Source organism: Clostridium sp. UBA6640, from assembly GCF_002455975.1.
GTDB lineage: Bacteria > Bacillota > Clostridia > Clostridiales > Clostridiaceae > Clostridium_J.
In genome coordinates this window covers 23661-47379 of record NZ_DKLM01000128.1, presented here as the reverse complement: position 1 = coordinate 47379, position 23719 = coordinate 23661, and the positions used below count along the sequence as shown (strand labels likewise).

Annotated in this window: 22 protein-coding genes; 2 read left to right on the top strand and 20 right to left on the bottom strand. The window is 29.0% G+C overall.

Features of this window, described 5'->3' with window-relative positions:
• Window positions 1–1295, top strand: a 1295-nt coding sequence (locus B2W91_RS13855) for a radical SAM/SPASM domain-containing protein (protein ID WP_291581944.1), incomplete at its 5' end; no start/stop codon positions are given.
• Between the two features lie 245 nt (window positions 1296–1540).
• Here the strand turns inward: B2W91_RS13855 and B2W91_RS13850 are convergent.
• The 11 genes from B2W91_RS13850 to B2W91_RS13800 all read right to left on the bottom strand — a co-directional run bounded on the left by B2W91_RS13850 (window position 1541) and on the right by B2W91_RS13800 (window position 11912).
• Window positions 1541–2110, bottom strand: a complete 570-nt coding sequence (locus tag B2W91_RS13850) for a hypothetical protein (RefSeq protein ID WP_291581943.1) — start codon at window positions 2108–2110, stop codon at window positions 1541–1543.
• Between the two features lie 237 nt (window positions 2111–2347).
• Entirely contained in the window at window positions 2348–3778 is a 1431-nt protein-coding gene (murC, locus tag B2W91_RS13845) for a UDP-N-acetylmuramate--L-alanine ligase (RefSeq protein WP_291581942.1), read from the bottom strand.
• Window positions 3775–4650, bottom strand: coding sequence for a putative PEP-binding protein (locus B2W91_RS13840; protein ID WP_291581940.1), 876 nt, complete (start codon window positions 4648–4650; stop codon window positions 3775–3777). The genes murC and B2W91_RS13840 overlap by 4 nt, the downstream gene beginning before the upstream one ends.
• A gap of 31 nt (window positions 4651–4681) precedes the next feature.
• Window positions 4682–5164 carry a GNAT family N-acetyltransferase gene (locus B2W91_RS13835; RefSeq protein WP_291581939.1) on the bottom strand — a complete coding sequence of 161 codons (483 nt, stop codon included), beginning with the start codon at window positions 5162–5164 and terminating at the stop codon, window positions 4682–4684.
• Window positions 5165–5411: 247 nt separating this feature from the next.
• Window positions 5412–6257, bottom strand: a complete 846-nt coding sequence (locus tag B2W91_RS13830) for an aminoglycoside 6-adenylyltransferase (RefSeq protein ID WP_291581937.1) — start codon at window positions 6255–6257, stop codon at window positions 5412–5414.
• A 153-nt stretch (window positions 6258–6410) separates the two neighbouring features.
• Window positions 6411–6869, bottom strand: coding sequence for a GNAT family N-acetyltransferase (locus B2W91_RS13825; RefSeq protein ID WP_291581935.1), 459 nt, complete (start codon window positions 6867–6869; stop codon window positions 6411–6413).
• A gap of 60 nt (window positions 6870–6929) precedes the next feature.
• Window positions 6930–7361 (bottom strand): NUDIX hydrolase, encoded by a 432-nt coding sequence (locus B2W91_RS13820; protein ID WP_291581933.1) that lies wholly within the window; start codon window positions 7359–7361, stop codon window positions 6930–6932.
• An 84-nt stretch (window positions 7362–7445) separates the two neighbouring features.
• Window positions 7446–7904, bottom strand: a complete 459-nt coding sequence (locus B2W91_RS13815) for a GNAT family N-acetyltransferase (protein ID WP_291581931.1) — start codon at window positions 7902–7904, stop codon at window positions 7446–7448.
• A gap of 63 nt (window positions 7905–7967) precedes the next feature.
• Window positions 7968–9659, bottom strand: a complete 1692-nt coding sequence (locus B2W91_RS13810) for a M3 family oligoendopeptidase (protein ID WP_291581928.1) — start codon at window positions 9657–9659, stop codon at window positions 7968–7970.
• Between the two features lie 65 nt (window positions 9660–9724).
• Window positions 9725–10432: a hypothetical protein gene (locus tag B2W91_RS13805; RefSeq protein ID WP_291581925.1), complete on the bottom strand. Its 708-nt coding sequence runs from the start codon at window positions 10430–10432 to the stop codon at window positions 9725–9727.
• A 577-nt stretch (window positions 10433–11009) separates the two neighbouring features.
• Window positions 11010–11912, bottom strand: coding sequence for an alpha/beta fold hydrolase (locus B2W91_RS13800; protein WP_291581923.1), 903 nt, complete (start codon window positions 11910–11912; stop codon window positions 11010–11012).
• A 286-nt stretch (window positions 11913–12198) separates the two neighbouring features.
• Between B2W91_RS13800 and B2W91_RS13795 the strand changes: the two genes are divergently transcribed.
• Window positions 12199–13098: an AraC family transcriptional regulator gene (locus B2W91_RS13795; RefSeq protein ID WP_291581920.1), complete on the top strand. Its 900-nt coding sequence runs from the start codon at window positions 12199–12201 to the stop codon at window positions 13096–13098.
• 168 nt (window positions 13099–13266) lie between these two features.
• Here the strand turns inward: B2W91_RS13795 and B2W91_RS13790 are convergent, their stop codons facing one another.
• From B2W91_RS13790 to B2W91_RS21125, 9 genes are all read right to left on the bottom strand, one after another.
• Window positions 13267–13803, bottom strand: coding sequence for a GNAT family N-acetyltransferase (locus B2W91_RS13790; protein WP_291581917.1), 537 nt, complete (start codon window positions 13801–13803; stop codon window positions 13267–13269).
• A gap of 287 nt (window positions 13804–14090) precedes the next feature.
• Window positions 14091–15917 carry a glutamine--fructose-6-phosphate transaminase (isomerizing) gene (gene glmS, locus B2W91_RS13785; protein WP_291581914.1) on the bottom strand — a complete coding sequence of 609 codons (1827 nt, stop codon included), beginning with the start codon at window positions 15915–15917 and terminating at the stop codon, window positions 14091–14093.
• 864 nt (window positions 15918–16781) lie between these two features.
• Window positions 16782–18101 (bottom strand): erythromycin esterase family protein, encoded by a 1320-nt coding sequence (locus B2W91_RS13780; protein ID WP_291581911.1) that lies wholly within the window; start codon window positions 18099–18101, stop codon window positions 16782–16784.
• 342 nt (window positions 18102–18443) lie between these two features.
• The gene (locus tag B2W91_RS13775; protein WP_291581908.1) at window positions 18444–19652 is read right to left on the bottom strand and encodes an ABC transporter permease; all 1209 of its coding nucleotides are present in this window, start codon (window positions 19650–19652) and stop codon (window positions 18444–18446) included.
• Window positions 19653–19663: 11 nt separating this feature from the next.
• Window positions 19664–20848, bottom strand: coding sequence for an ABC transporter permease (locus B2W91_RS13770; RefSeq protein ID WP_291581905.1), 1185 nt, complete (start codon window positions 20846–20848; stop codon window positions 19664–19666).
• A 10-nt stretch (window positions 20849–20858) separates the two neighbouring features.
• Window positions 20859–21794, bottom strand: coding sequence for an ABC transporter ATP-binding protein (locus tag B2W91_RS13765; RefSeq protein WP_291581903.1), 936 nt, complete (start codon window positions 21792–21794; stop codon window positions 20859–20861).
• 450 nt (window positions 21795–22244) lie between these two features.
• Complete coding sequence (locus B2W91_RS13760; RefSeq protein WP_291581900.1) at window positions 22245–22895, bottom strand: response regulator transcription factor; 651 nt, start codon at window positions 22893–22895, stop codon at window positions 22245–22247.
• Between the two features lie 2 nt (window positions 22896–22897).
• Window positions 22898–23140 carry a sensor histidine kinase gene (locus tag B2W91_RS20930; protein WP_349680808.1) on the bottom strand — a complete coding sequence of 81 codons (243 nt, stop codon included), beginning with the start codon at window positions 23138–23140 and terminating at the stop codon, window positions 22898–22900.
• Window positions 23125–23598: a sensor histidine kinase gene (locus tag B2W91_RS21125; RefSeq protein ID WP_422653275.1), complete on the bottom strand. Its 474-nt coding sequence runs from the start codon at window positions 23596–23598 to the stop codon at window positions 23125–23127. The genes B2W91_RS20930 and B2W91_RS21125 overlap by 16 nt, the downstream gene beginning before the upstream one ends.
• Between the last annotated feature and the right edge of the window lie 121 nt (window positions 23599–23719).

Sequence of the window (23719 nt, the reverse complement as noted above, 5' to 3'; positions counted from 1 at the left end):
TAAATAACTTTGAAAGCAGGTGCTACATGATAAACTTAAATGATAATAACATCAGTTTTTCTAAATATGTAAAGTTTATGGAAAATAGAGATGAATTTATAATAATAAATGGTGATTCTGGTATATGGTTAATCATTAATAAACCTATGTTAAATAAAATAAAATATTGTATAGATAATAAGGTAGCTCCATTAAAATATATAGATAGTTTAGAGAGTATAGCGGAAAAGCAGGAATTAGCGGAGGCTTTTGAAATTCTATTTGATGAGGAGATCATTGTAAAGTCTAATGAAAAAGAAGAAATTAATATAAGTGAAATTGAATTTAAAATAACTAATAAATGCAATCTTAAATGTCTACACTGTGCCGCTTCTTCTGACATAAGCAACATAGATACTTTATCTACTAATCAAATTAAATTGATTTTAGATAAGATTTTTAAATTGGATATAGACACTCTACTTATAACTGGAGGAGAACCTCTAATAAGACAAGATATAGAAACTTTACTTCCGTATATTCGAAACAATTTTAAAGGTGTAGTAAATTTAATAACAAATGGAACATTAATTGATAAAGAAATGGCTCATTTATTAAAAAAGTGTGTGACCGCTGTTTCTATTAGTGTAGATGGTTATGACAAAATCTCTACTGATTTTATAAGAGGAAAAGGCGCTTATGATAAAATTATACAAGCTATAGATAATCTTAAAGAAGCAGGATTTAATAAAGAGACTATAATTCTCACAATGACAACAACAAATCAAAATTTAAACCATGAAAATGACTTTAACTCATTATGTGAAAAGCTTGATGTTACTGGAGGAGTTAGAAAATTTGTACCTCTTGGTAGAGGTTTTGATAATTATAGCAATCTTGGAGTTGATAACTATTCAAATCTGAAATTAGATAACTCTAATGATTTAGAAGAAGTCAGAGAATGTCTACAATGTAATATAATGTGCAGAGCAGGAACTGGTAAACTTTCCATTAATGATTTAGGAGAATTACATCCATGCCTTATTTTAGATAATAAAGAATATAACTTCGGAAATATTCTAAATGATGAGCTAAATGAAATATTTGCTTCTAAAGAATATATGAACTTTATTAATAATAAAGTTAGAAAAAGTGTTGTTGATGATATACCTAAATGTAAAGATTGTAATGTAAGGTATTTTTGCATAGATAGATGTTCAGGTGTTAATGATTTCTATTATAACGATAAAGAGTCCCTTGAAAAAAGATGTAATTATTTAAAGCCTTATTTAAGTAAAGTTTTATGGGATGAATAGTTCGATTATAAAGCCTTTTCTTGTTATTTACTAGAAGAGGCTTTGCAATTTATAATAAATAAATGCTACATAAATGTGAGAATTGAAGTTTCCATTAGAAAAAAACTTCAATTCTTATTTTTTCCACATAAACTTTGATTTAATTACTACATTATCAATAGCTTTTAGCCATTTAATTTTATACTGAAATTGTTTAATATCGAAATTATAAACTAAAGTTAATGCTTATAATATAAAGATGTATGCTAAAAATTATATTTAAAATATTCCTTAACGAAATTAGCCATAGGATTTTTTTCATTTTCATCTTCTATATAATCTAAATCTCCATCATAGAAATACAAATATGCTATACTTTTTTTCTCTTCAGATACTCCAATCATTCCAAAAGATTTAGGAAATTCTGTGTTAGAAGTACCCTCTTTATCTATAACTCTAAAAGTATAACTCTTTACTGAAAACTCATATTCAGGAATGTAATATTTGCTTTCATCAAAATAAGAGCTGACTTTTTCATCTAAAAAAGTATATTGTTCACCTAATTTCTCTTTTTCACTTTCGAATGTATCATCATCATAGCTCACAATAAGGGCAACAGAATGAGCTTTAAAAATTAACATGGACTTTTCTGTATATTTGTATTCTATATCTTTATATTCAGGTAAATCTTCTAGATCTGGCATAATGTCTTTTGCCTTTGAATCAATTGGTGTCCCACTCTTAAGATAATTTTCGACATTTGCACTTGAATTACTACAACCAGTAATACAAAGAATACAAGTAATTGCCAGAGCAATTAAATATTTTTTTCTCATTTTAAAGTACCTCTCTTAAAGCAAATTAGCCTTACTATTGTCAATAAGGCTATAGATTATTATACATACATAAAATAATCTATACAAATACGAAAACTAGCCTTAACCATTTAAATTGCTAGGTTAAGGCTAGTTTTATAGTTAGAAATAATCTATCTGTTTATTTGCTGAAAATATTGAATTCACAATTCACAATTGCGAATATTTTTCAGCGTTAGCTTTCAATTCTTATAAATATTACTTTCTTATGTTTTTTTCTTCTAACATATTAATGATTTTTCTAGATACTTTATACGATTCACCAGCTCCAAAAACCATAATTATATCTCCACTTTTAACTTCATTGACGATTTTATTACATACATCATCATAGTCTTCTATATATTCTGCTATATCTGGATTTATTTTATTAACCAATGTTTCTACATTTATTGGCTCAATATTTTTATTTGCCTCTCTTCCTAAAAATGGTTTTAAAATAATAACTCTATCTGCTTTTTTTAATGCTTCTGCAAATTCGTAAAAGAATAACTTTATTCTTGAAATCTGATGTGGCTCAAAAATAGCAAAAACCTTTTTTCCTGGATGACTAACCTTAATTGATTCTAATGTTGATGCTATAGCTGTAGGATGATGAGCAAAATCATCATAAATTTTGACTCCTTTTATATCTCCTATCAGATCCAATCTTCTTCCTATTCCTTTAAAATTTTTAAAGGAATCCTTTATTACTTCAATATCAACGCCTAATTCTAAGGCAGCAATTAATGTACCTAGAGAATTCTCAATATTATGCTTTCCTATTAATCCTAATTGAAATTCATATTCTTTATCTCCATTCGTTATCTTATATGCTGAGTATTCAGGAGTAGCTGTGCCTAAAACTGCTTTATATTCTTTATCAAAAGGAAAATCACACTTATTATCTATATAATATCCTATAACTCTTACTTGTTCTTCTTCAATCCAATCTTTTAATTCATGCAATATTTCTTTAAGGGCTGTGCTCTCCTCATTAACAATTAAAATTTTAGGTGTTTGAAGCTTTTTTATAAATTCTTTAAAAGAATCTTTAACTTCATCTAAATCCTTAAAAAATTCTGGATGATCCATTTCTACATTGTTTATTATGGCTATGGAAGAATTATAATTAAGAAAATTATTATTAAATTCATCTGCCTCGCAGATAAAATATTTTGAGTTTCCTATCCTATATCCTCCACCCCACTTTTTAAAAGTTGTCCCTGCTTCAACAATTGGATCCAATCCTGCATTTTCTAAAACTAGTCCCATTAAAATTGTAGTTGTGGATTTACCATGAGTTCCTGCAATAGAAATAACAAACTTTTCATTTTGGATATATCTAGCTGAAAATTCTTGCCACGTCATTAAAATGCCTCTTTCTCTAGCTGCTATAATTTCTGGATGATTAGGTGAAATATCTAAAATAGCAGGTGAAATAGCCAAAACATCAATGCCTTCTATATGTCTTGAATCATGCCCTTCTTTAACTTCTATATTATTTTCCATAAGAGCATTGCTATAGTATCCTTTTACATTTAAATCACAGCCAGATACCTCAAATCCCATATTTTTAGCTATAATTGCTATAGGGGCAGCTCCACTTCCGCATATCCCCATAAAGTGTACTTTAATTTTATCTTTCAATATGAATCACTCCTATTTTTCCTATCTTTTATTCTTGATTTAGTTAATGTTTTTATGTCATCTACCAAATTAATATCTGGTAAATCTTCAAGAGGTACATTACATATTTTAGGTAAATCTTTATAATGTATAACAATATTATCAACTTTAATATCAGAAACGTTTTTAACAAAGTCATCAGTTAAATAACCCGCTATATTTAATTCTATATTATTTCTTTCAGCTATAATTGAAGTTTCCTTTATAATTTTTATAATTGCAGGATGAGAAGGATTATGATACATAGAACCTCTAAAAGTTCCTAGTGTTAACATGGTTAAATCATTTATACCTATTGTTATATTTTTAATTCCGCACTTTATAAACTCATCTAATTGAAAGAATACAGAAGGTATCTCTAACATTATTCCATATTTACCTTTAAATTTATATTTATTAATTGTTTTTATTATTTCTTTCATCTCTTCTATATCTTTTATATATGGAAATAATATATTTAAATTGCTATGTTTATGTGATAATTTACTAATAATCTCTATTTCTTTTTCAAATGGTTTAAGATATTTAAGTCCTCTTCTTACACCTCTAAGTCCTAAGATGTAGTGCTTTTCTTCAATAGCACTATCTACACCATCTAAAACATTTACTTCTGGAGTAACTAACTCTGCGGTCCTATACCAAACAGGTTTTTCTTTATATTCACTGCATATATAAGAAACATAATTATAAATATATTCCTGTGCTTCGGACGTTGTAATATACTTCTCTATTTTACGCAATAAGTATTCACTTCTAATCATCCCTACCCCTGCAACTAAATCATTAATATTACTTATATTTTTTTCTCCATTTAAAGCTAATAATGTATTCATTCGTCATCCCTCACTTATATGACCTTATCCTTTATTTTAAACCTTTATAAAATTTTTTATTTAAAACCAATTTCTGAAGAGGATAGTTAAATTCAGTTACAAGTTCATCTTCCTCAAATCCATACTTCTTATATAATGCTCTTGGTGCAATTCCTTTTATATCATTTGCTCTGTAGGTTGTAACTGTTATATATGTATTATTAGGAAATAATGATAACATTTTTTCTATCATCGCAGATGCTATTCCTTTTCTACGATGATCTGGATGAACTGCCATAAAAGAAAGGCATTTAGAATTATAAGAAAATATTATAACCCCAACAACGTCACCATTATACTTCACGCACAATGCAGTTTTTCTTTTTATATTTTTAATTACAATTTGTTTATAACCATCCATCTTCTCAGCTGTCTCTAATCCCGGAAATTTATCTCTAACAATATGAACCATCTTAATCCATGAATCTATATCATTCATTTCTGTATAGCATAATGAATGTTCATCACTTAACATATTTATTTCTCCTTTAATTTACAATATCCTATAAAACATGTACTAAATTATAATAAATCTATATGATAATTGTAATATTAATTTCTATTTCTATATAAAAAATGTGAATAAAGGTAGTATTAAAACTATACTTACTATTATTAAATCATATAATTTAGTTTTCATATAATCATCTACTACTATTCTATTGTCAAATTCTTACTGAAAACCAATGCTAACTATAATTATCTCCAATTATTTTTTATTGCTACATTGCTTTAAGATATTCCATAATTTTTTCTGCTTCTTCTTTGCAATATTCAAATTTAAAATGTTCTGACACCTTAGAAGCAATCTCATGAAAAAATTTACACATTTCAAATAGCTTTGCCCAGATATCATCATATGTACCATTAGGAAATAAATTTGTAAATCTGTCCATCTCCTCATCACTAAGATATCTCTTAAAATATTTGTAGCATTTCCCTGTAGAAACTGAAAAATCGTATTCAATTCCAATTTTCCAATTAAGCATCTTTAAAAACATATCCATTTCATAACGTTCCATAAATGACTTAACAAACATCAATTCTTCTCTACATAGTCCCTTTGCAACATTTATACTTAGCCACCAAAATTCATTGCAGCAATCTCTAAATTCTTCTGCTGTAGGTTTTTGAATATAATAGTAATTGCCTACTTCAATAGTATCTAATCCCTCTATTCCATCCTTATCAAGTAATATAATTCTAGGTTCTTTATCATATATTCTTCCCTGAATATTTTCAATGTCTACAAGAGTCAAATCAATTCTGTTCCCATCTTTAAATTGCATTAAATATACAAAATCTTGATTACTGCTATAATCATATGGATGGCTGTACCAATCATTTGGTTTTTGCATAATTAATCTATCCCCAAAACATTCCAACCATTGCTCATTGCTTGTAAAAGATTGAATATTTTTCACAATATAGACAATATCAAAATCTGAATATTTATCATGCGTCGCATTAGGATCTACTCTTGAACCAGATAAATATACAGCACGAATTCTATCATCATTCTTTGCTACATTCAATATTAAATTCATCATTTCTTGTTCACTTCGCATATTTATTGTTCCTTTCTTATCATATCTAGTGCACAATGTATTAGTCCCTTGTAATAATTAAGTTATAGAATACATATAAATAATGTAGTCTATAACCTAATTATTTTTTAATTACAATTTGATGCACATTTTAAGAAAAATCTAAAACATCATCTATCTATGTCCATCTAATCTAGCCTTAGTATATCCCATATATGTCATTGTTGAACTATCAGATATTTGAGGCATTTCAAATTCGCACTTTTTATAGAAGTCATAATTTTCTGGAGTTGTATGAGCCCACCAATTTCCATGGGGTAACTTTTCTAAACACAGGTCCACAAGCTTTTTACCTATGCCTTTTCCTCGATACTCTTCTTTCACAGCTAAGTCTTGGATTGTTGCAGTCATAACTCTATCTGACACAGCCCTTACCATAGCTATCATATCTTCCTTATCCCAGACAGTGAAAACCCATGATGAATTTTTAAAGCAGATTTCATACTTTTCATCTTGCCATAGCGGTTGACTTGCAGACACCCAACCAACCTCATTGTACATTTTTTTAATCGTATCCCCTTTAAGCCCATCTGCTCCTTCTCTAATAATCAATCCCTTATAATATTGATACATAAGTACCTCCCTAAAATTAATTTGGATGCAATTTCCTACAATTACCCACTTTATATCTTTTCATATCTGTTTATCTCTAAGTTCTTCAATTCTTTTCTCAGCTTCCTCATTATAAAAGTCTATAATCTTTTCTTTGCAATTTCCCATAAAATTGTATTTATCAATTTCATTCCTTGCTACCCATTTAATCTGCTCTATCTCCCCATTTGCTTCTACTTCACCAATAAGTTTACCTGTATAAACAATTAAAACATAGCGATTATCTGAATCAATAACATATACCTTAAATAATTCTAGATCACTAATAGCACAATTTAATTCCTCTTTGACTTCTCTTCTAATACATTCTTCTGGACTTTCTCCATTTTCTAAAGTTCCGCCTACTGTTTCCCAAAATAACGGAAATTTACGTTTTGTTTTGCTTCTTTGTGCAATCAAAACTTTTTTATTAGTATCATATATTATTACTGAACATCCAATAATAGTTTCCATAATTCCTCCTGAAATTTCACATTCTCTCCCCCAATTACTAATTAAGAATGTAAATTTAAAATAAGCCTTATAATATATAAGTCTTTACTTTTCTACTGTATAAATTAATTGTGGAATTATACGTCCTTTTTTTAGAAGAGACTCTACTTCTCCACATGGTATTGCTCCCATTTTGACATAAAATTCTTTAGCCTGTGGACTTGTTACTATGTCAAAGTCTTTAATACCAAGATTTTTACAATCGCTAACTAGATAATTCCATAGTAATTTTCCATATCCTTTACCTATATATTTAGGCTCAATAAAAAAATACTCTAAAGAAGTCTCATTATCCTTGCATACTAAGCCATAAAATCCAACAATACTGTTATCTTCTTCTATAAGAATAGTTGGATTGTTTTTTATAAATTCTTCACTTACATTATAAATGGACTTAAACTTATCCATATAATCAGAATCATATCCCCAATAGGCCTCGGATTTAATAGCTATGTCAGTTAGAATTTCATATTCATCTGCCTTAGCACGTCTGATGTTAACCATAATGTTAAAACCTCCTTCATAAAAGTCATTTGTCATTCTTCAAACTATGCGACAAATACCCAATTATAGCTTTTCTTCTATGTCAAGTATCCATCCTTCAATATCCTTAATAATTTTTTCAATACTACCCTGCTCAAATGGATTTTTCATATTTCCAGCTTTAAGAACTTCAGTAAATGTCAAAGAACCGCCTGCCTTACACAGATTAACGTAATCATTCCAAGTTTCCTGTCTATTAATATTTGATTTGCTCCAAAATTCAAATGCAACAACTTGAGCTAATCCATAGTCAATATAATAAAAAGGACCCCAAAATATATGTGATTGACGGAGCCAATATGCTCCTTTATTTAAGTATTCATTATCTTCATAGTTTCTATATGGAATATATTTCTTTTCTATCTTACTCCACATGCTATTTCTCTCTTCAAAAGTTGCTTCTGAATTTTCGTATATATTATGTTGAAATTCATCAACTGCAGCAATATATGCAAGTAAGAATAATGCACTGCACATATGTAGGAACTTATATTTATCTGCACCATCATCAAAGAACTCTTCTAACCATGGTTCAATTAAAAATTCCATACTCATGGAATGAATTTCTGATATATCTTCAGTTGCGATTACATACTCTGGCAGGTCATAACCCCTACATAAATAACTTTGGAAAGCATGTCCTACTTCATGAATTACTTCATTAAAATTTTCCATAGTCCCATTGTACTTAGCGTAAATAAATGGTGATTTGTGTTTAGGCATATACTCACAAAAACCACCAGCTTCTTTATTTTTTCTGTCCTCAATATCTAAAAGTTCTTTGGCATTCATATATTTAAAAAATTCATCAGTTTCTTTTGATAATTTCTCATACATTTTTAGAGTTTTGTCCACGATAAAACCAGAATTCCCTTTTATTATAGGATTTCCATCTTTGAAGAATATAGATTCATCATAATACTTGATAGAATTAATTCCCAATCTTTTTCCTTGCCTTCTTATTAACTCAACATTAAGTGGAACCACATATTCTAATATTTGCTTTCTGAAATTAGCAATCATTTCTTTGTCATAACCAATTCTATTCATTCGCGAATATCCCATTTCAATAAAATTCTTATAGCCCATTTTTAAAGCCATTTTATGTCGTACCTTTACAAATCTATCAAAAAGTTTTTGCATTTCATCTTCATATTTAGCAAATAATTCTGTTTGCGCCTTATAAGCATTCTGTCTAATATTTCTATCTTCATAGCACATTAAAGGATCAAAATCCCAGCGGCCAAATTCCTCTCCTTCATATATTGTTTTAATTGACTCACCTAATTTAACGTATTCCGTTATTAACCTTTTTTCCTCTTGTAATTCTTCAAGTATTTCTTCAGAAACACATTTCACCTTTTGATTGGCTAAATCAAATATTTTATCACCATATTTATTACGTAGTTTATCCTTATATTTTGAATTGGTTAATGCTATATAAAAATCAGAAACTAAATTTTCTAAAATAGGTTCAGCTTCATCATAATAATCAATTTCTTCACAGTAAAACTCTTTATTTATTCCTAAATTTTTCCTTAGCTCAGCTAATACCTGCATGGTTTTGAATTCATCTCTTATAGTATTAATGTCGTTTATAATCGTACATTGTTCCTCAAAGGAATCCATTTTATTAAAATTCATTATCAATTTTTGTATTTTGTTCCTAACTGCATTTATATCTATTCTTTCATATTTAAATTCACTAAATTTCACTTTGTATTTTCCTCCTCAAAATAAATTGTTGAACATATTTTTCTATATTGCATTCTTTCAATAAATCATAGTGCCTTTATGAAAATTTGAATAATATTATTTAGCAACTTAGAATTCAAATTTATACCCATGCTTGTATATATTTGGTTATAATGCTTTAGCCATTCATTTAATTCTGTTTTTTTATATTCTCCATCTGTAAAATTTATTAGTACTAACCAAGTTGGTATTTTAAAAATTTCATTCATAAAATACAAATATGCTATTCTATTCCCTAATTGATAGTAGTTCTTTGTCCAGTCATTAGTTTCAATTCCGTAGTACTCTTGAGTTCTACTAATAGATTTTTTAATTTTATTAATGCTTTGATTTGATACTGCCTTTAAATCTGATTTAGTTTCATCTAAATGTGCCTTTGCTTCTACAAGTAAAAATCCTTTTTGTCCATTAATTCCATTAACAACTGCTAATCCATCCCATTGTGGCCCGTTCTTAGGCCAGAACTCTCTAAGATTCTCTTTTGCCTTTTTATACCTTTCATCTTCTAAACCTAATACCTCTAAAAAATCATCTCTATATTCATAAAACTCACCTTTTGAACATTTCTCTAATGGTGATTTCCACTCTATATTGGATTTATTTGCAGCAAATATTAATAATGATGGTGACGCTGCAACTATCATTTCTGATAATTTATCTTCTGCATTAACCATATACTGCTGTAGATATAACCTGCTTCCTTGTGTAGCCACTCCACAATTTTTATTAGTCATTTTTATCTTCCTTTCATTTAAATAACATATTTCTATCTGAATTTTCACTATTTTTATATGCCAAAACAAACACCTGCTATTACATAGATTACAATAGTAGGTGTACTATCCATAGGCCAGCAATTATCATATTGCTTAATAATTTCATCTACTTTATTTTATTTTTATCTTCTCTGTCGTAATAGCTTCTCGATTTTTAATACTTTTAAATATATCCATTATTTTCTACAATACTCTGTTAATTCCTTTTATTTATTAACCTTTAAGCTTTAATTTATAGCTTAATAAAGTAACCCTAGGATCCAATAAAAAGTTCTTCCCTATTTTCTTTCTGACTTCCAACTATGACTTTTCTGCCATTAACTACATAATATTTTTAGTTGTGTACACTTAATCCATAGCTTATATTGATTTTCAGCATCGCTTACATAATCTTCTTTAATTGTTTTTTCATACAATAAATCATTTTTAATATAAAAAAAGAAGTATGATTATTTTCTATAAATTATCATGCTTCTCTTTTAGATCTCTTTATCTTTTTTCTTATAACCCCTACTAAAATTTACACACATTCTGATTAAATTAAATCCTTTATAGCCTTAATGACCTCTTCTGGATTGTCTTCATGAATGCAATGACCACTGTTTTCAATAAATTTAATCTCGCTTTTATCTGATAGCTGCTTTAATTCCAAAGATAGATCTCTCCATAGATTTTCGATGCTTTCAGCTTCTACTCTAGGTATTCCGTCAGCTTTTATACTCTCATTGATGTTATATTCTGTATCTCTAACTAATATTTTTAAAGGCACCTGCGGGAAGCTTCCTGTATCTTTAATTTTTCTTACCCCAATTCTTAAGTCAATTAACTCTGACAATGTATTCCTATACAATTCTGGATTTACTAAAAAATCTAAAATTCTATTTTGGACCTCACTTGGTAATTGTAATTCTTTTGCTGATAATGATGGTTTTAATTCATTTTCTAATTGTTCTTTTGTATATTTAGAATATCTTGTCCATTCTTTTATAAATATATCATCTCCCTCAGTTTTATCGGATACAGGTAGATGTAGTTCATTAAATTTGTATCCATCTACTGAAGAAGAATCTACCAAAACTACTCCGCATATTTTCTTCGGATATACCCTAGCAAAATGTTGAACACACAATCCTCCATATGAATGTCCTACTAGTATAATATTCTCTTTAATATTAAGCTTTTCCAGCAAAGCATGTAAATCCACAGTTGCTATTTCTGTAGTGCTTGATTCTATGTGAGCATCACTGCTTCCGTAGCCCGTTCTATGAAATGAGACCACCTTAGCATACTTTGATATCTCATTTGCAATAGATAACCATGGATAAAAACTACATCCCATTCCTGGTACAATAACTACGGTCTTCTCCCCAGTTCCTTCAATTAAACACTCAAGATTTATATCTCCAATATTAATTAACGCTATTACCTTCACCTCCATTTTACTGAATATACATAATTTTCATTTATCAAAATTATACCATATAGAAATTTTAAAAGTAGTATATTTCTACTATTCTTTTCTAGCACATACTTAGGCATCTGAAAAAAATAATAGACCCGTAGTCTATATTCTTAATCCCTTCTTCTAATTGCTTTATTCTCTCTCAAATTAAAGTTGATAATTATAAAAAGGCTCTTTGATAGGTAAATTTCAAACTAAGTTGATTCTGACAAAACTTTTAGATGTCTGATATAGTAGTATAATATTGGAAGGAGGGATTAACATGGATTATCTGAATACTATATTTGAAGCGACGGAGTTTATACACAGAAACTATGACGAAAATATCTTAGTTTCTGATATAGCTGAATATGTATATCTTTCACCATCTTATTTCTCAATGGTATTTAGAATTATTACGGGTTACACAGTGAAAGAATATGTTAATCAATACCGTTTATACCAAGCAGCAAAGGCACTTAAAGAAAGTGATAAGAGAATCATTTCTATAGCCTTTGAGTCAGGCTTTTCTTCTCAGCAATCACTTACTAAGAAATTTGTACGTCAATACAAAATTCCACCGGCACATTTCAGAAGAATAAATCCACCTATTGATCCTTTTCCTCCAGAGAATTTATTTATGGAAAGAGGTATAATTATGGATTTAAAACAATGCTTCGAAAATGTAAAGTTTGTGACAAAAGAAAGCTTCCTAGTAGTAGGAATTGAAACTGACATTGACTACAATATAGGTACTGACAATATAGGAGATTTGTATGACCAATGGAATAATGAAAATTTGGTAGAATTAATTCCTGATCAAGTAAACTATCCCGTAGTATATGGTATGACTCATGAATCGGGAGAAAATGACACAGCTAAATATATGATTGGTGTAGAAGTTTCTACACTTGACAACTTGCCGACTGGTTTCATTGCTCGTAGATTCGACACTTGCGAATACGCAGTGTTTGATACCACCCTCGGCATGGAAACTAGCGGAGAATTTTGGAAATATTTTTATAAGACATGGCTAAATGAGCAAGGTCTGGAACAACCTCAAACAGTTCATACAAAGAACAAATATGTTTACACAAAACTTCCTAATTTTGAGGTGTACGATGCTAATTTTAAAGATGAATCATCTATGATTAAGATTTACGCACCTATTCTAAGAAAATAAAGGATTTGCATAAGAACCTTCTAGCTTAGAAGGTTCTTTTATTTACTTTTAAACTTGCGACCCCATATATTAATGTATTAATATATTTTAAATTCTACATCTTACTTTAAAAAACTATCTTAAAATAGAATTTTGAGATATGACCCTTTATAACTAATAACTGGGAGGTTATCTTTTAAATTTTTCCATTACAATAAACTTAAAATCCTCATCTTCAAGATATTCACCACATTTGTTGAAATTAAGCTTATTGAATAATTTTAATGCAGCTGTATTACTTTCTCCTGTTTCTATATGTATTCTATCTATATCCATATTTTTAAATATATAATTGATAATAGTACTTACTGCTGAATATGCAATGCCTTTACTCCAATATCGTATATCACCTAACTTAACACCCATTTCTCCTTGTTTTTTTATCTTATCTATACTAAAAAAGTTAACAAATCCTATAGGTGTATCTTCATTGTTAGTTATAATAAAATATTTATATTTTATGTTTTCTACATTATCACTCATTACTTCTTTGTCAAATCGCGTACAGTAATCATTACATTCTGCCATTAACTCTTTTGCATTTCGTGGAATAGGCTTTGGATCATGTTTGTTTAATTCTTTATCTACTGACCAGTAAAATAGCCTTATAACATCATCTTGACGTATATCCCTTATATTAAATTCATTGCTTTCATAGTAAATCATTGTTACTCCTCCTCATATAATCCCTAATTTTAGTTTTATATTGTTTTTAGCAAGTTGTCTATTCTAAATTAGAATCAAACTTTACCAACTATATCCTATTAAGAATTAGACTTTACTATGCCATATCCCTTTAATTCTTCATAGAAATTATTTACATATTGCACAAATACAGATTTATCTATACTTGGACATTGACTAGAAAACTCAAGTATAATATCCTCTTTTATATAAAAAGAGAAAACCAGAATCTAATTCCTGATTTTCTCTTATTATATTAAACTAATATCCTATTCAACTGTTACTGATTTTGCAAGGTTTCTTGGTTTATCAACGTCGCAGCCTTTTTCTATTGCCATGTAGTATGAGAATAGTTGTAGTGGAATTACTGTGATTACTGGTGCTAGTAAATCCATTACTTTTGGTATATAGATTGCTGAGTTAACTGTTTTCTGTACTTCAGAATGTCCCTCTTGTGCTATCATATATACCTTAGCTCCTCTTGATACAACCTCTTGAACGTTGCTTACTATTTTATCGTACAACACTTCTTGGGTTGCTAATGCTATTACTATAGTTCCATTTTCAATTAATGCTATTGGACCATGTTTTAATTCTCCAGCAGCATATGCTTCTGAGTGAATGTAAGATATTTCTTTAAGCTTTAATGAACCTTCCATTGCTACTGCATAGTCAAGTCCTCTTCCTAAGAAGAACATATCCTTTTGCATAGATGTTTTTGAAGTCATTTTTTGTATTGCTTCTTTACATTCTAATGCTTTTTCTGCCTTTTCTGGAAGTTCTAACATTGCAGCTTTAATTTCTTCTATTTCCTCATTTGATAGAGTTTCTTTGTTTTGTGCAAAGAATAATCCAATTATATACATTGCTATAAGCTGAGTTACATAAGCCTTTGTTGATGCAACTGCTATTTCAGGTCCTGCCCAAGTATATAGAACGTCATCTGCCTCTCTTGAAGCTGAACTTCCTACAACATTTGTAACAGCTATAACTCTTGCACCTTTAGATTTAGCAAGTCTTAACGCTGACATAGTGTCTGCTGTTTCTCCTGATTGGCTTATAACTATCATTAATGAATTTTCATCTAAAATTGGATCTCTATATTTAAATTCAGATGCTATATCAAGCTCAACTGGTATTCTAGCAAGCTTTTCTATAACATATTTTCCAACTACTCCAGCATGATAGGCTGTTCCACAAGCAACTATATAAATTTTATTTAATTTATTTATTTGCTCTTTAGTTATATGAATATCATCAAGTTTTATAGGTTGTCCTAAAACTATTCTTGATGTCATTGTATCTTTTATTGCCTTTGGTTGTTCGTGTATCTCTTTTATCATAAAATGCTCATATCCGCCTTTTTCAGCAGCATCTGCATCCCAAGTTACATGATAAACTTCTTTATTTACAACTTCTTCATCTTCAGTTATTATTTTAACGCCATCTTTAGTTATAATAACAAATTCTTTATCTTCTAATAAATAAATATCCCTAGTTTGGTTTAAAACTGCTGGTATATCTGAAGCTATAAAAGTTTCATCTTCTCCAAGACCAACTATAAGCGGGCTATCTTTTCTTACAGCCACCATCTTATCTGGCTCATGAGTTGTAACAACTCCTATTGCATAAGCTCCTTCCATTTTGGAAACTGCTTTCATTACAGCTTTAACCAAATCTCCATCGTAGTAATAGTCTATAAGTTGAGGTATTACTTCTGTATCTGTTTCAGATGTGAATTCATATCCTTTTGATATTAACCACTCTCTAATACTAATGTAATTTTCTATAATTCCGTTGTGAACAACACTTATAGTTTTCTTTCCATTTGAATGTGGATGTGAGTTGACATCTGATGGCTGTCCATGAGTTGCCCATCTTGTATGTCCTATTCCTATTGTTCCATGAAGAGGACTATCCTTTAATTTTTCCTCAAGACAAGAAAGTCTTCCTTTGCATTTTGCTATTTCAAGATTACCTTCTTTTAAAATAGCAACTCCTGCTGAATCATAACCTCTGTACTCCAGTTTACTTAAACCTTCAACTAATAACGGTGACGCTTCTCTTTTTCCGAAATAACCTACTATTCCGCACATAAAATCTTCTTCCTTCCATATTAAAATATTTTACACAAAGATAAGCAAAGGTCATTTGTCACAATATTCAATAAATACCATAAAAATAGAACCGTTTCCTTATATTGCATAATAAGGTTTTAACACCAGATTGATTTGTAACAGAAATTACTCTCTGCTTTTGTCAATCGTTAACGGTAGTGCGATACCGTGGGGCACCCGCCGAAGATTCGATACTCCCCATCCTCGTCAACTTATAAAAACTTTATAAGTTCTGGCGCTTTAAAAATCTAAGATTTAAACTAATTAAATCACAGTTTATTATATTCAAGTAATTTAAAATGGTCAATGTTAATTTATGCCAACAAATATTTACCTCCTAAAAATAATATTATTATACATTATATTTACGAAAGCAAATAACAATTTGTTCAAGATTGAAGATTATTTTTGGTGTTATTTAGTATAACACATAAGTAACATGAGGCTTACTGTAAATTAATTAATACTTTAATTGTACTCTGTATCTCCATCATATTAGTTAAATTCATTAGGCATTGCTCCGAATTTTACTGCACCTCAGGGGAACCCTNNCCCAGAGGTGGAAAAACTAGCATCTTCATGCTAGTAAAAATTAATCTCCATATTAATTACCTAACTGTACCGGAGAACAGCGTTCGCTATTATATCAATCTATATCAATCTATATTAAATTATGATTCATAAACAAAAGAGGACTGGCGAACACTGTTCGCCCCTACAAAAATTTCTTTTCAAGTTACATAGTAACTTCTTATAAAACAGCCTCTTTCACATTTAACTATAATATTCAATTTTACTATTAATGTATTATTTATTTCGAAATCATTGTAGAGTTTTTAATCTTTATTTAATGTTTCCTTTCATAAGATCTTCCCAATACAACCACTTAATTGGAGTTGGATTTTCTATTACTATTATTGATTGAAAATAATCTGTCGTTGCACCTTTATTAGCTTCAAAGAGCTTTTCATCTACATATACATCTAAAAATGAGAAACATTCTTTAAAAATATTCTTTTTATATGGACTTTTTTTAGCATCTAATACAATTATTTTATTCCCATTTTCTATCCCAGCATCTTTTAAAATATTTTCTAACTCTGTAGTAATACTATAAAAATGCATTGGTGATAAATCACTATAATTATAACATTGTCCTTCTTTGTATATGGTATTTATACTATATATTTGATCTTTAAAATTAGGATCTTCTTTAATATTTGCGCCTAAAAACTTAACATTATTAATTTCATTTTGATAAACATGGTCTATACCATAATGACAATAATACTTCCCACCACCAAAATGCTCGAATATTTTCTTAAAGTTCTCATAATTCACTTTATCTCTTGCTTCATAGAGCTCTTTATTAACAGTTATTCCTCCATCAATTGTATATCCTAACTTAGAACTATTTTTTAAATTATTTACTATTAACTTAAGATTAAATATTTCTTCACCATCTAAGTATTTCGCATATATATCTTCATTTACTTTTAGATCCTTCTCCAAATCTTCAATGGCTTTAGAAAATTTGCTGCTTTTTTCTCCAATAGTATCTTCCTCTTCAGAGCATTCTAAAATTTTTCTCATTTTATCTAATTGTTCTTTCGGCATTTCCTTATACTTTTCTAATATATTTTTAAAATAATAAGTTACTCCTTCAACACCTTCCATAACATCTAATCCAACTATAGTTAATTGCTTTTCCTCTGGTAAATCCTTATTTTTTAAATATAATTTTTTCATAAGTGCCTTTGTAGACTCAGTGTTCATTTTCCCTACAATTCCCCATTGAAAAATATCATCTAATAATTTTTCATCTCCACTTTGTAAATATTTATTAAAGATAAGTCCAGATGCATGCCCACATTCCATTAAAAAATATTTTAAATCCCAATTATCCATTAAATAATTTATAAATTTATATTGAATATCTGTATTTTCTTTAACTCCATGGGTCTCGTTTGTAAAGATTACGCTTTTATCCTTTATATCTTCCCATATTAAATCTAAATCATTATTATCATTAATATCATTAAGTTTTAAATCCCTACTGTTTTTCTTAATATAATCAATATTATCCATAGGGCGATTATAAAAAATAATTCCTCCTGCTAAAATACATATAAAACATATAATATATATAATTTTTCTCTTCAAAACCTTCTCCCCCTTAATTTTTGATAGTATACATAAATCTAATATAATTAATATTTTATGAATACTTTGTCCGTTTTTTATCTTTTTTGTAAATATAGTATCTTTTTTAATCGCTTACAAATTTCATAAATAAAATACGCAATCTTCATCATATTACAACAATTTATATAAAAGCATGGAAATAATCTTTGTAAAAAAGAACCTGTTGCCTTTGACTACAGCTTAGTCATTTTGCAACAGGTTCTGAAAATATATTATGGAACTGGCGAACACTGTTCACCCCTACAAAAGTATATTAAAGAAATTAATTTCTTAAGAATTAATTCCAACCATAATTGTCAATTATCCATTCTCAAATCTCAATTGATTAACTGTTAGTCCTAATATAAAAAATATAGCTGCAAATAGTAGTAACACTGCAGATGGTATATATATTGAACTTATGCTGCCCCCTCTAGAAATTAAGTCTGTCATTCCTTTTATAACCCATCTTTGTGGTACAAAGTTGGATATGGTTATCATTATATCTGGCATTATTTCTATTGGCCACATACATCCTGCTAGTAGTGATGCAGGCATAGTAGTTAAGGGTGCTAATGCAGAAAGCTGAGCTTTAGAGTCTACAAGAGACGATAGGAAAATTCCTAACCCAATTATCGAAAGAATAAAGGTAGAAAACAATATAAATAATCCAAGTATAGAATTTCCCCAATTTATATTAAATATATATCTGCTTATGATTATTAATAGGCCAACCTGTATCCATCCAAGTATAAAGTTACCTAAGACATGTCCTCCAAGAAAACTATACTGTTTTGTTGGGGTTGATTTTATTCTATGCCAAGTGTTAATATCCTTTTCTTCAAGTATTGCCCCTGAATCTCCTGATAGAAAAAGTCCTATAAACATTACTAATATGCCTAAAGATGAGTAAGATAGACTATCAATATTCTTTTCTTCATTTTCTAGAGTACTTTTTATAGAGTATTTTATTTTTGGAGAATTCATATTATTTAACAGTGAAGCTTCCATAACTTTTTCACCATTTATTCTCTCTTTATCATCTATATTTTCAATTCTATATAAAATCGAAGACACAGCATCTTTTGCTTTATATTTAATGTTAATTTGATATATATAATTATTTATAATAGTAGTTATTGAAGCTGTGCTTTCATTATCTTGAAGTTTTAATAGCTCAATTTGAATCTTTTCTTCCTTTTCTATAGAACTAGAAAGCCCATTAGGAATAATAATGCCCATAGCAGTATTGCCATCCTCAACAGTTTTCTTTGCTTTTTCATAGTCGCATTCTGTTATTTCAAATGCCTTGTCATTTTTAAGCATAGTAATAAGCTCCTTTGAATAGTAACCTTTGTCCATATTTGTTATAGTTATTGGGTAATTTTCCTCACTTTTATCTCCTGATCCAAAGCCCCAAACAAGTATTATTATGAATATTAATGGAGCAATGAACATCCATGATAATGCAGTCTTATCTTTAAGTGTAATTTTAACTTTTAATAATGCTATATCAATAAGTTTCTTCATATTATCTCCCCCTAATCAAGCTTTAGTGTTGATATTCCTAATATAAGAAATACCATACCCATAATAAATAAAATTGTTGAAGGAAGAAAAATTGAGCTAACACCATTATTTAGCATAAGGCTTAAATATCCTCTAAGCGCCCAATTGTTTGGGGTTATTTTTGAAACAGCTTGTAATGTTGAAGGCATTAAAGATAGGGGATACATATTTCCACCTAAAAAGGACATTATCATTATTAAAGCCGGATTTATTGAATTAACGGCCTTTGAAATTTTAAACATAGCAGCTAATAGCATGGAGAATCCACAGGATGCAAATATCATTGAAGTTGAAAGTATTATTAACCCTAAAATAGAATTGCCCCAACTTACTTTAAATACAAGTTTTGTAAATACTATTAAAATAAAAACATCTAGCACACCAATAGCAAAAAGTCCGAGAAATTTCCCTGCAACTATAGTTCCTTTTGACACTGATGAACTCATAAGTCTTAAAAGTGTCTTCCGATTTCTTTCTTCAATTATTGAACTTGTTCCTATCATTCCTACAAATAATATAAACATTGCAGTCATTGCTGCAGAATAGTATTGAATTGCAGACAATCCACTACCACTTTTAAAACTGCTTTCTTTAAATTGAATTTTATTACTTTCTATAACCTTCTCTAAATCAGGTACAATCATATATCCGTTCATATTATAATCTTTAAGAACTTTATCTGCTGCATCAATTGCTCCCTGAATTGAAGAGTTTATACCTGTATAACTTTTTACTAAACTTTCAATTATCTTACTACTAAGTGGACTTCCTGGATCTGTATAGATTTCAATATTAGTTTCCTTTCCTTCCCTTATAGATTTTGAATACTGTTCTGGAACTATTATTAATACAGGTATATCGCCATTTTTAACTTTATTTCTTGCTATATTTTCATCTAGTTCTTTTATATTAACTATAGTTTCTATATCTTTAGATTTTAAAAATTCTTTAAAGTGTTTTCCATATTCTTCTTTATCTTTATCTACCACTACAACATCAAAAGGCTTCATGATTAATTTATCTTCATTGAACATAGTTGATAAACTCATACCAAGAACAAATATTAAAACTATAGGCATAAGCATTATAATACCTAATGCTCCCTTATCTTTTGCCGTTATGAGCAAATCTTTAAAGGCTATACTTAATATCTTCATATCTGTCCTCCTAATCTCTTAATGCTTTTCCCGTAAGATGTATAAATACACTTTCTAAATTTGGTTCTTCAATGTTTATAGATAATATCTTTATCTCTGCCTTATTAGTTATAGAAATTATATCTTCTAAAAGCTCGCCATTACCTTTTGAATATATAGTGATATCCCTGTCTTTTATAATTAGCTCTTCTACGGAAGGAAATTCTTTTATTGTTTCACCTATCACTGGAGTAATTTGTGATAATTTAATTTCTATTTTTTCTTTATTAATTACAGTTTTCTTAATATCATCTTTATTTCCAAAAGCTATTAACTTTCCTTTATCCATTATTCCGATTTGATTACAAAGATACTCTACTTCTTCCATATAGTGGCTTGTATATATTACAGTCATACCCTCTTGATTTAACTTTTTTACTGTTTCTAGTATATGGTTTCTTGATTGTGGATCAATACCTACTGTAGGTTCATCCATAATTAATATCTCAGGATTGTGAAGAAGAGCTGCTCCAATGTTAATTCTTCTTTTCATACCACCAGAATAGTTTTTTATCATTTCATTTTTTCTTTCTTCAAGTCCTACTATTTGCAAAACTTCTGATACTCTATTTTTCAAAGCCATTTTAGGCACTCCATACATTTTCCCCCAAAACATTAAGTTTTCTTTTGCACTCAATGTAGGATATAAAGCAATATCCTGTGGAACGAGTCCTAGAATTTTTTTAACAATAATATTTTTCTCCACAACATCATTACCATTTATATAGATATTTCCGGCTGATGGTTGTAAAATTCCTGATAGCATAGATATCGTAGTGGATTTTCCTGCACCATTAGGCCCTAAAAGACCAAACAACTCCCCCTTTTCTATATGAAAACTAACATTATCTACAGCAGTATTGCCTTTATATCTTTTTACTAAATTTTTAATCTCTATAAAGCTCAAAATATCCCCTCTCCCCATAACTTTTTCTACTCTATCTAAATTATATGAAAAAATTCTTTATCCTAAATCTACATAAGGTCATAATTTAGAATAGAAAAACCATGACCTAAGTCATGGTGACAATTCAGGATTAATACTTTGTTCTCCTGTAATCTTATAAGTAATTAAGAATTAAAAATGAAGGATGAAGAATTTATGGATATTTCTTCGCAAAAGCTAAGAAATTTATAATTATTACTTTTTCAAATTACTCCGTAACTTTTTATAAAAACTAGCAATATAAAATTGCTAGTCAAAAAAATCTATTTAAAGAAATTATTTTGCTAAAAAATAATTTCACCCACAATTGTGCATTGTGAACTGTGCATTGTGCATTGATTTAAGTTGTCAATTTTCCATTCTCAATTCTCCATTGANNGATTAAGTTCCCCAGAGGTGGATTTAAAGATATTATACAAATTTGTTTTCTGTAACATAGAGGGCTATTTGGGTACGATCTCTTAAGTAAAGTTTACTTAGTATGTTAGTTATATGATTTTTAACTGTTCCTTCAGATATAAATAATTCTGAAGCAATTTCTTTATTGGTTTTTCCTTTGCCTATTAGCTTCATTATTTGAAATTCTCTTGCTGTGAGGTCGTTTAATGCCTTATTTTCACCTTCATCATGTTTGTTATGATTACCTAACTCCTTTACCACTTTTGCTGCAACGTCTGGGTGGATTAGCACTCCCCCCTTAGCAACAATTCTTATGGAGTTTGCAAGTTCATCAGATTGGACATCCTTAAGTAAATAACCTTTGGCACCGGCTTTTAAAGCTTCAAAAATATAAGTATCATCATTAAAAGTTGTAAGTATTATAATTTTTACATTTGGATATTCTTCGCAAATTTTCTTTGTACCTATAACTCCATCACAAACAGGCATTCTTATATCCATAAGCACTGCATGAGGCTTTAAGTCTTTTACCATTTTATATGCTTCATCACCATTAGATGCAACGCCAACAACTTCTAAGTCGTCCTCCATACTTAAGATGAGCTTTAACCCGTCCCTTATTATAGATTGATCATCTGCTATAACAATCTTTATTTTATCCATAACTAATCCTCCAAAGGTATTTCTATATATACTGTAAATCCATTATCATATAAAAATTTTATTTGTCCTCCAAGAGAATGTACTCTCTCTTCCATAGTTCTAAGGCCTACACCTTTTGTAAATACGCCATTCCCTTTTCCATTATCCTTAATATTAAGAATTACTTTGCCACTGCTAAAAATTAAATCTATTAAAACCTTATCTACTTTTCCATGTTTCGCTGAATTTGTTAATGCTTCCTGTATGGCTCTAGNNTAACTTCGACCGTTGGAGACAACTTATATTGATTTCTAGAAATCTTAAATTCTATATCAATCTTAGAACTTTTCTCAAAATTCTTTATAAGCTCTTCTATAGCATGTATTCCTGCAAGACTTTTGCTATCTGAAGGTTTGATAGCTTTAACAGACCTTCTTACCTCAGATAAGGAATCTCTAGCAAGCTTTGCTGCCTTATTTAGCTCTGTCTTTGTTTTACCAATATCTTTATCTATTAATTTATCACATATATCTAATTCCATTATTAAAGCAGTAAGACTGTGACCTATAGTATCATGAATTTCTCCTGCTAACCTATTTCTCTCATTTAATACAGCAATATTCTCAACTCTTTTAGAGTATTCAGTAAGCTTTTCATTTGCACTCTCAAGCTCGTCTCTAGATTTTTTAAGTTCATCATATAATCCTTGTATTTTCTGCCTCATTACAATTTCAATTCTCATTAAAGATGCGGATGATGACATAAATATCATAATGGAAGAATTTAAAATAAAATCTTTAAGAATAACTTCTAAAGTGTTAGGTAATAAACATATAAACATTCCA

Excerpts from the sequence above, each read along its gene's own strand:
- B2W91_RS13850 (WP_291581943.1), bottom strand. The coding sequence starts at position 2,110 with ATGAGAAAAAAATATTTAATTGCTCTGGCAATTACTTGTATTCTTTGT.
- B2W91_RS13800 (WP_291581923.1), bottom strand. The coding sequence starts at position 11,912 with ATGGAGGTGAAGGTAATAGCGTTAATTAATATTGGAGATATAAATCTT.
- B2W91_RS13830 (WP_291581937.1), bottom strand. The coding sequence starts at position 6,257 with ATGCGAAGTGAACAAGAAATGATGAATTTAATATTGAATGTAGCAAAG.
- B2W91_RS13790 (WP_291581917.1), bottom strand. The coding sequence starts at position 13,803 with ATGATTTACTATGAAAGCAATGAATTTAATATAAGGGATATACGTCAA.
- B2W91_RS13840 (WP_291581940.1), bottom strand. The coding sequence starts at position 4,650 with ATGAATACATTATTAGCTTTAAATGGAGAAAAAAATATAAGTAATATT.
- B2W91_RS13820 (WP_291581933.1), bottom strand. The coding sequence starts at position 7,361 with ATGGAAACTATTATTGGATGTTCAGTAATAATATATGATACTAATAAA.
- B2W91_RS13835 (WP_291581939.1), bottom strand. The coding sequence starts at position 5,164 with ATGTTAAGTGATGAACATTCATTATGCTATACAGAAATGAATGATATA.
- B2W91_RS13760 (WP_291581900.1), bottom strand. The coding sequence starts at position 22,895 with ATGGATAAAATAAAGATTGTTATAGCAGATGATCAATCTATAATAAGG.
- B2W91_RS13770 (WP_291581905.1), bottom strand. The coding sequence starts at position 20,848 with ATGAAGATATTAAGTATAGCCTTTAAAGATTTGCTCATAACGGCAAAA.
- B2W91_RS13775 (WP_291581908.1), bottom strand. The coding sequence starts at position 19,652 with ATGAAGAAACTTATTGATATAGCATTATTAAAAGTTAAAATTACACTT.
- B2W91_RS13805 (WP_291581925.1), bottom strand. The coding sequence starts at position 10,432 with ATGACTAATAAAAATTGTGGAGTGGCTACACAAGGAAGCAGGTTATAT.
- glmS (WP_291581914.1), bottom strand. The coding sequence starts at position 15,917 with ATGTGCGGAATAGTAGGTTATTTCGGAAAAAGAGAAGCGTCACCGTTA.
- B2W91_RS13795 (WP_291581920.1), top strand. The coding sequence starts at position 12,199 with ATGGATTATCTGAATACTATATTTGAAGCGACGGAGTTTATACACAGA.
- B2W91_RS13825 (WP_291581935.1), bottom strand. The coding sequence starts at position 6,869 with ATGTATCAATATTATAAGGGATTGATTATTAGAGAAGGAGCAGATGGG.
- B2W91_RS13815 (WP_291581931.1), bottom strand. The coding sequence starts at position 7,904 with ATGGTTAACATCAGACGTGCTAAGGCAGATGAATATGAAATTCTAACT.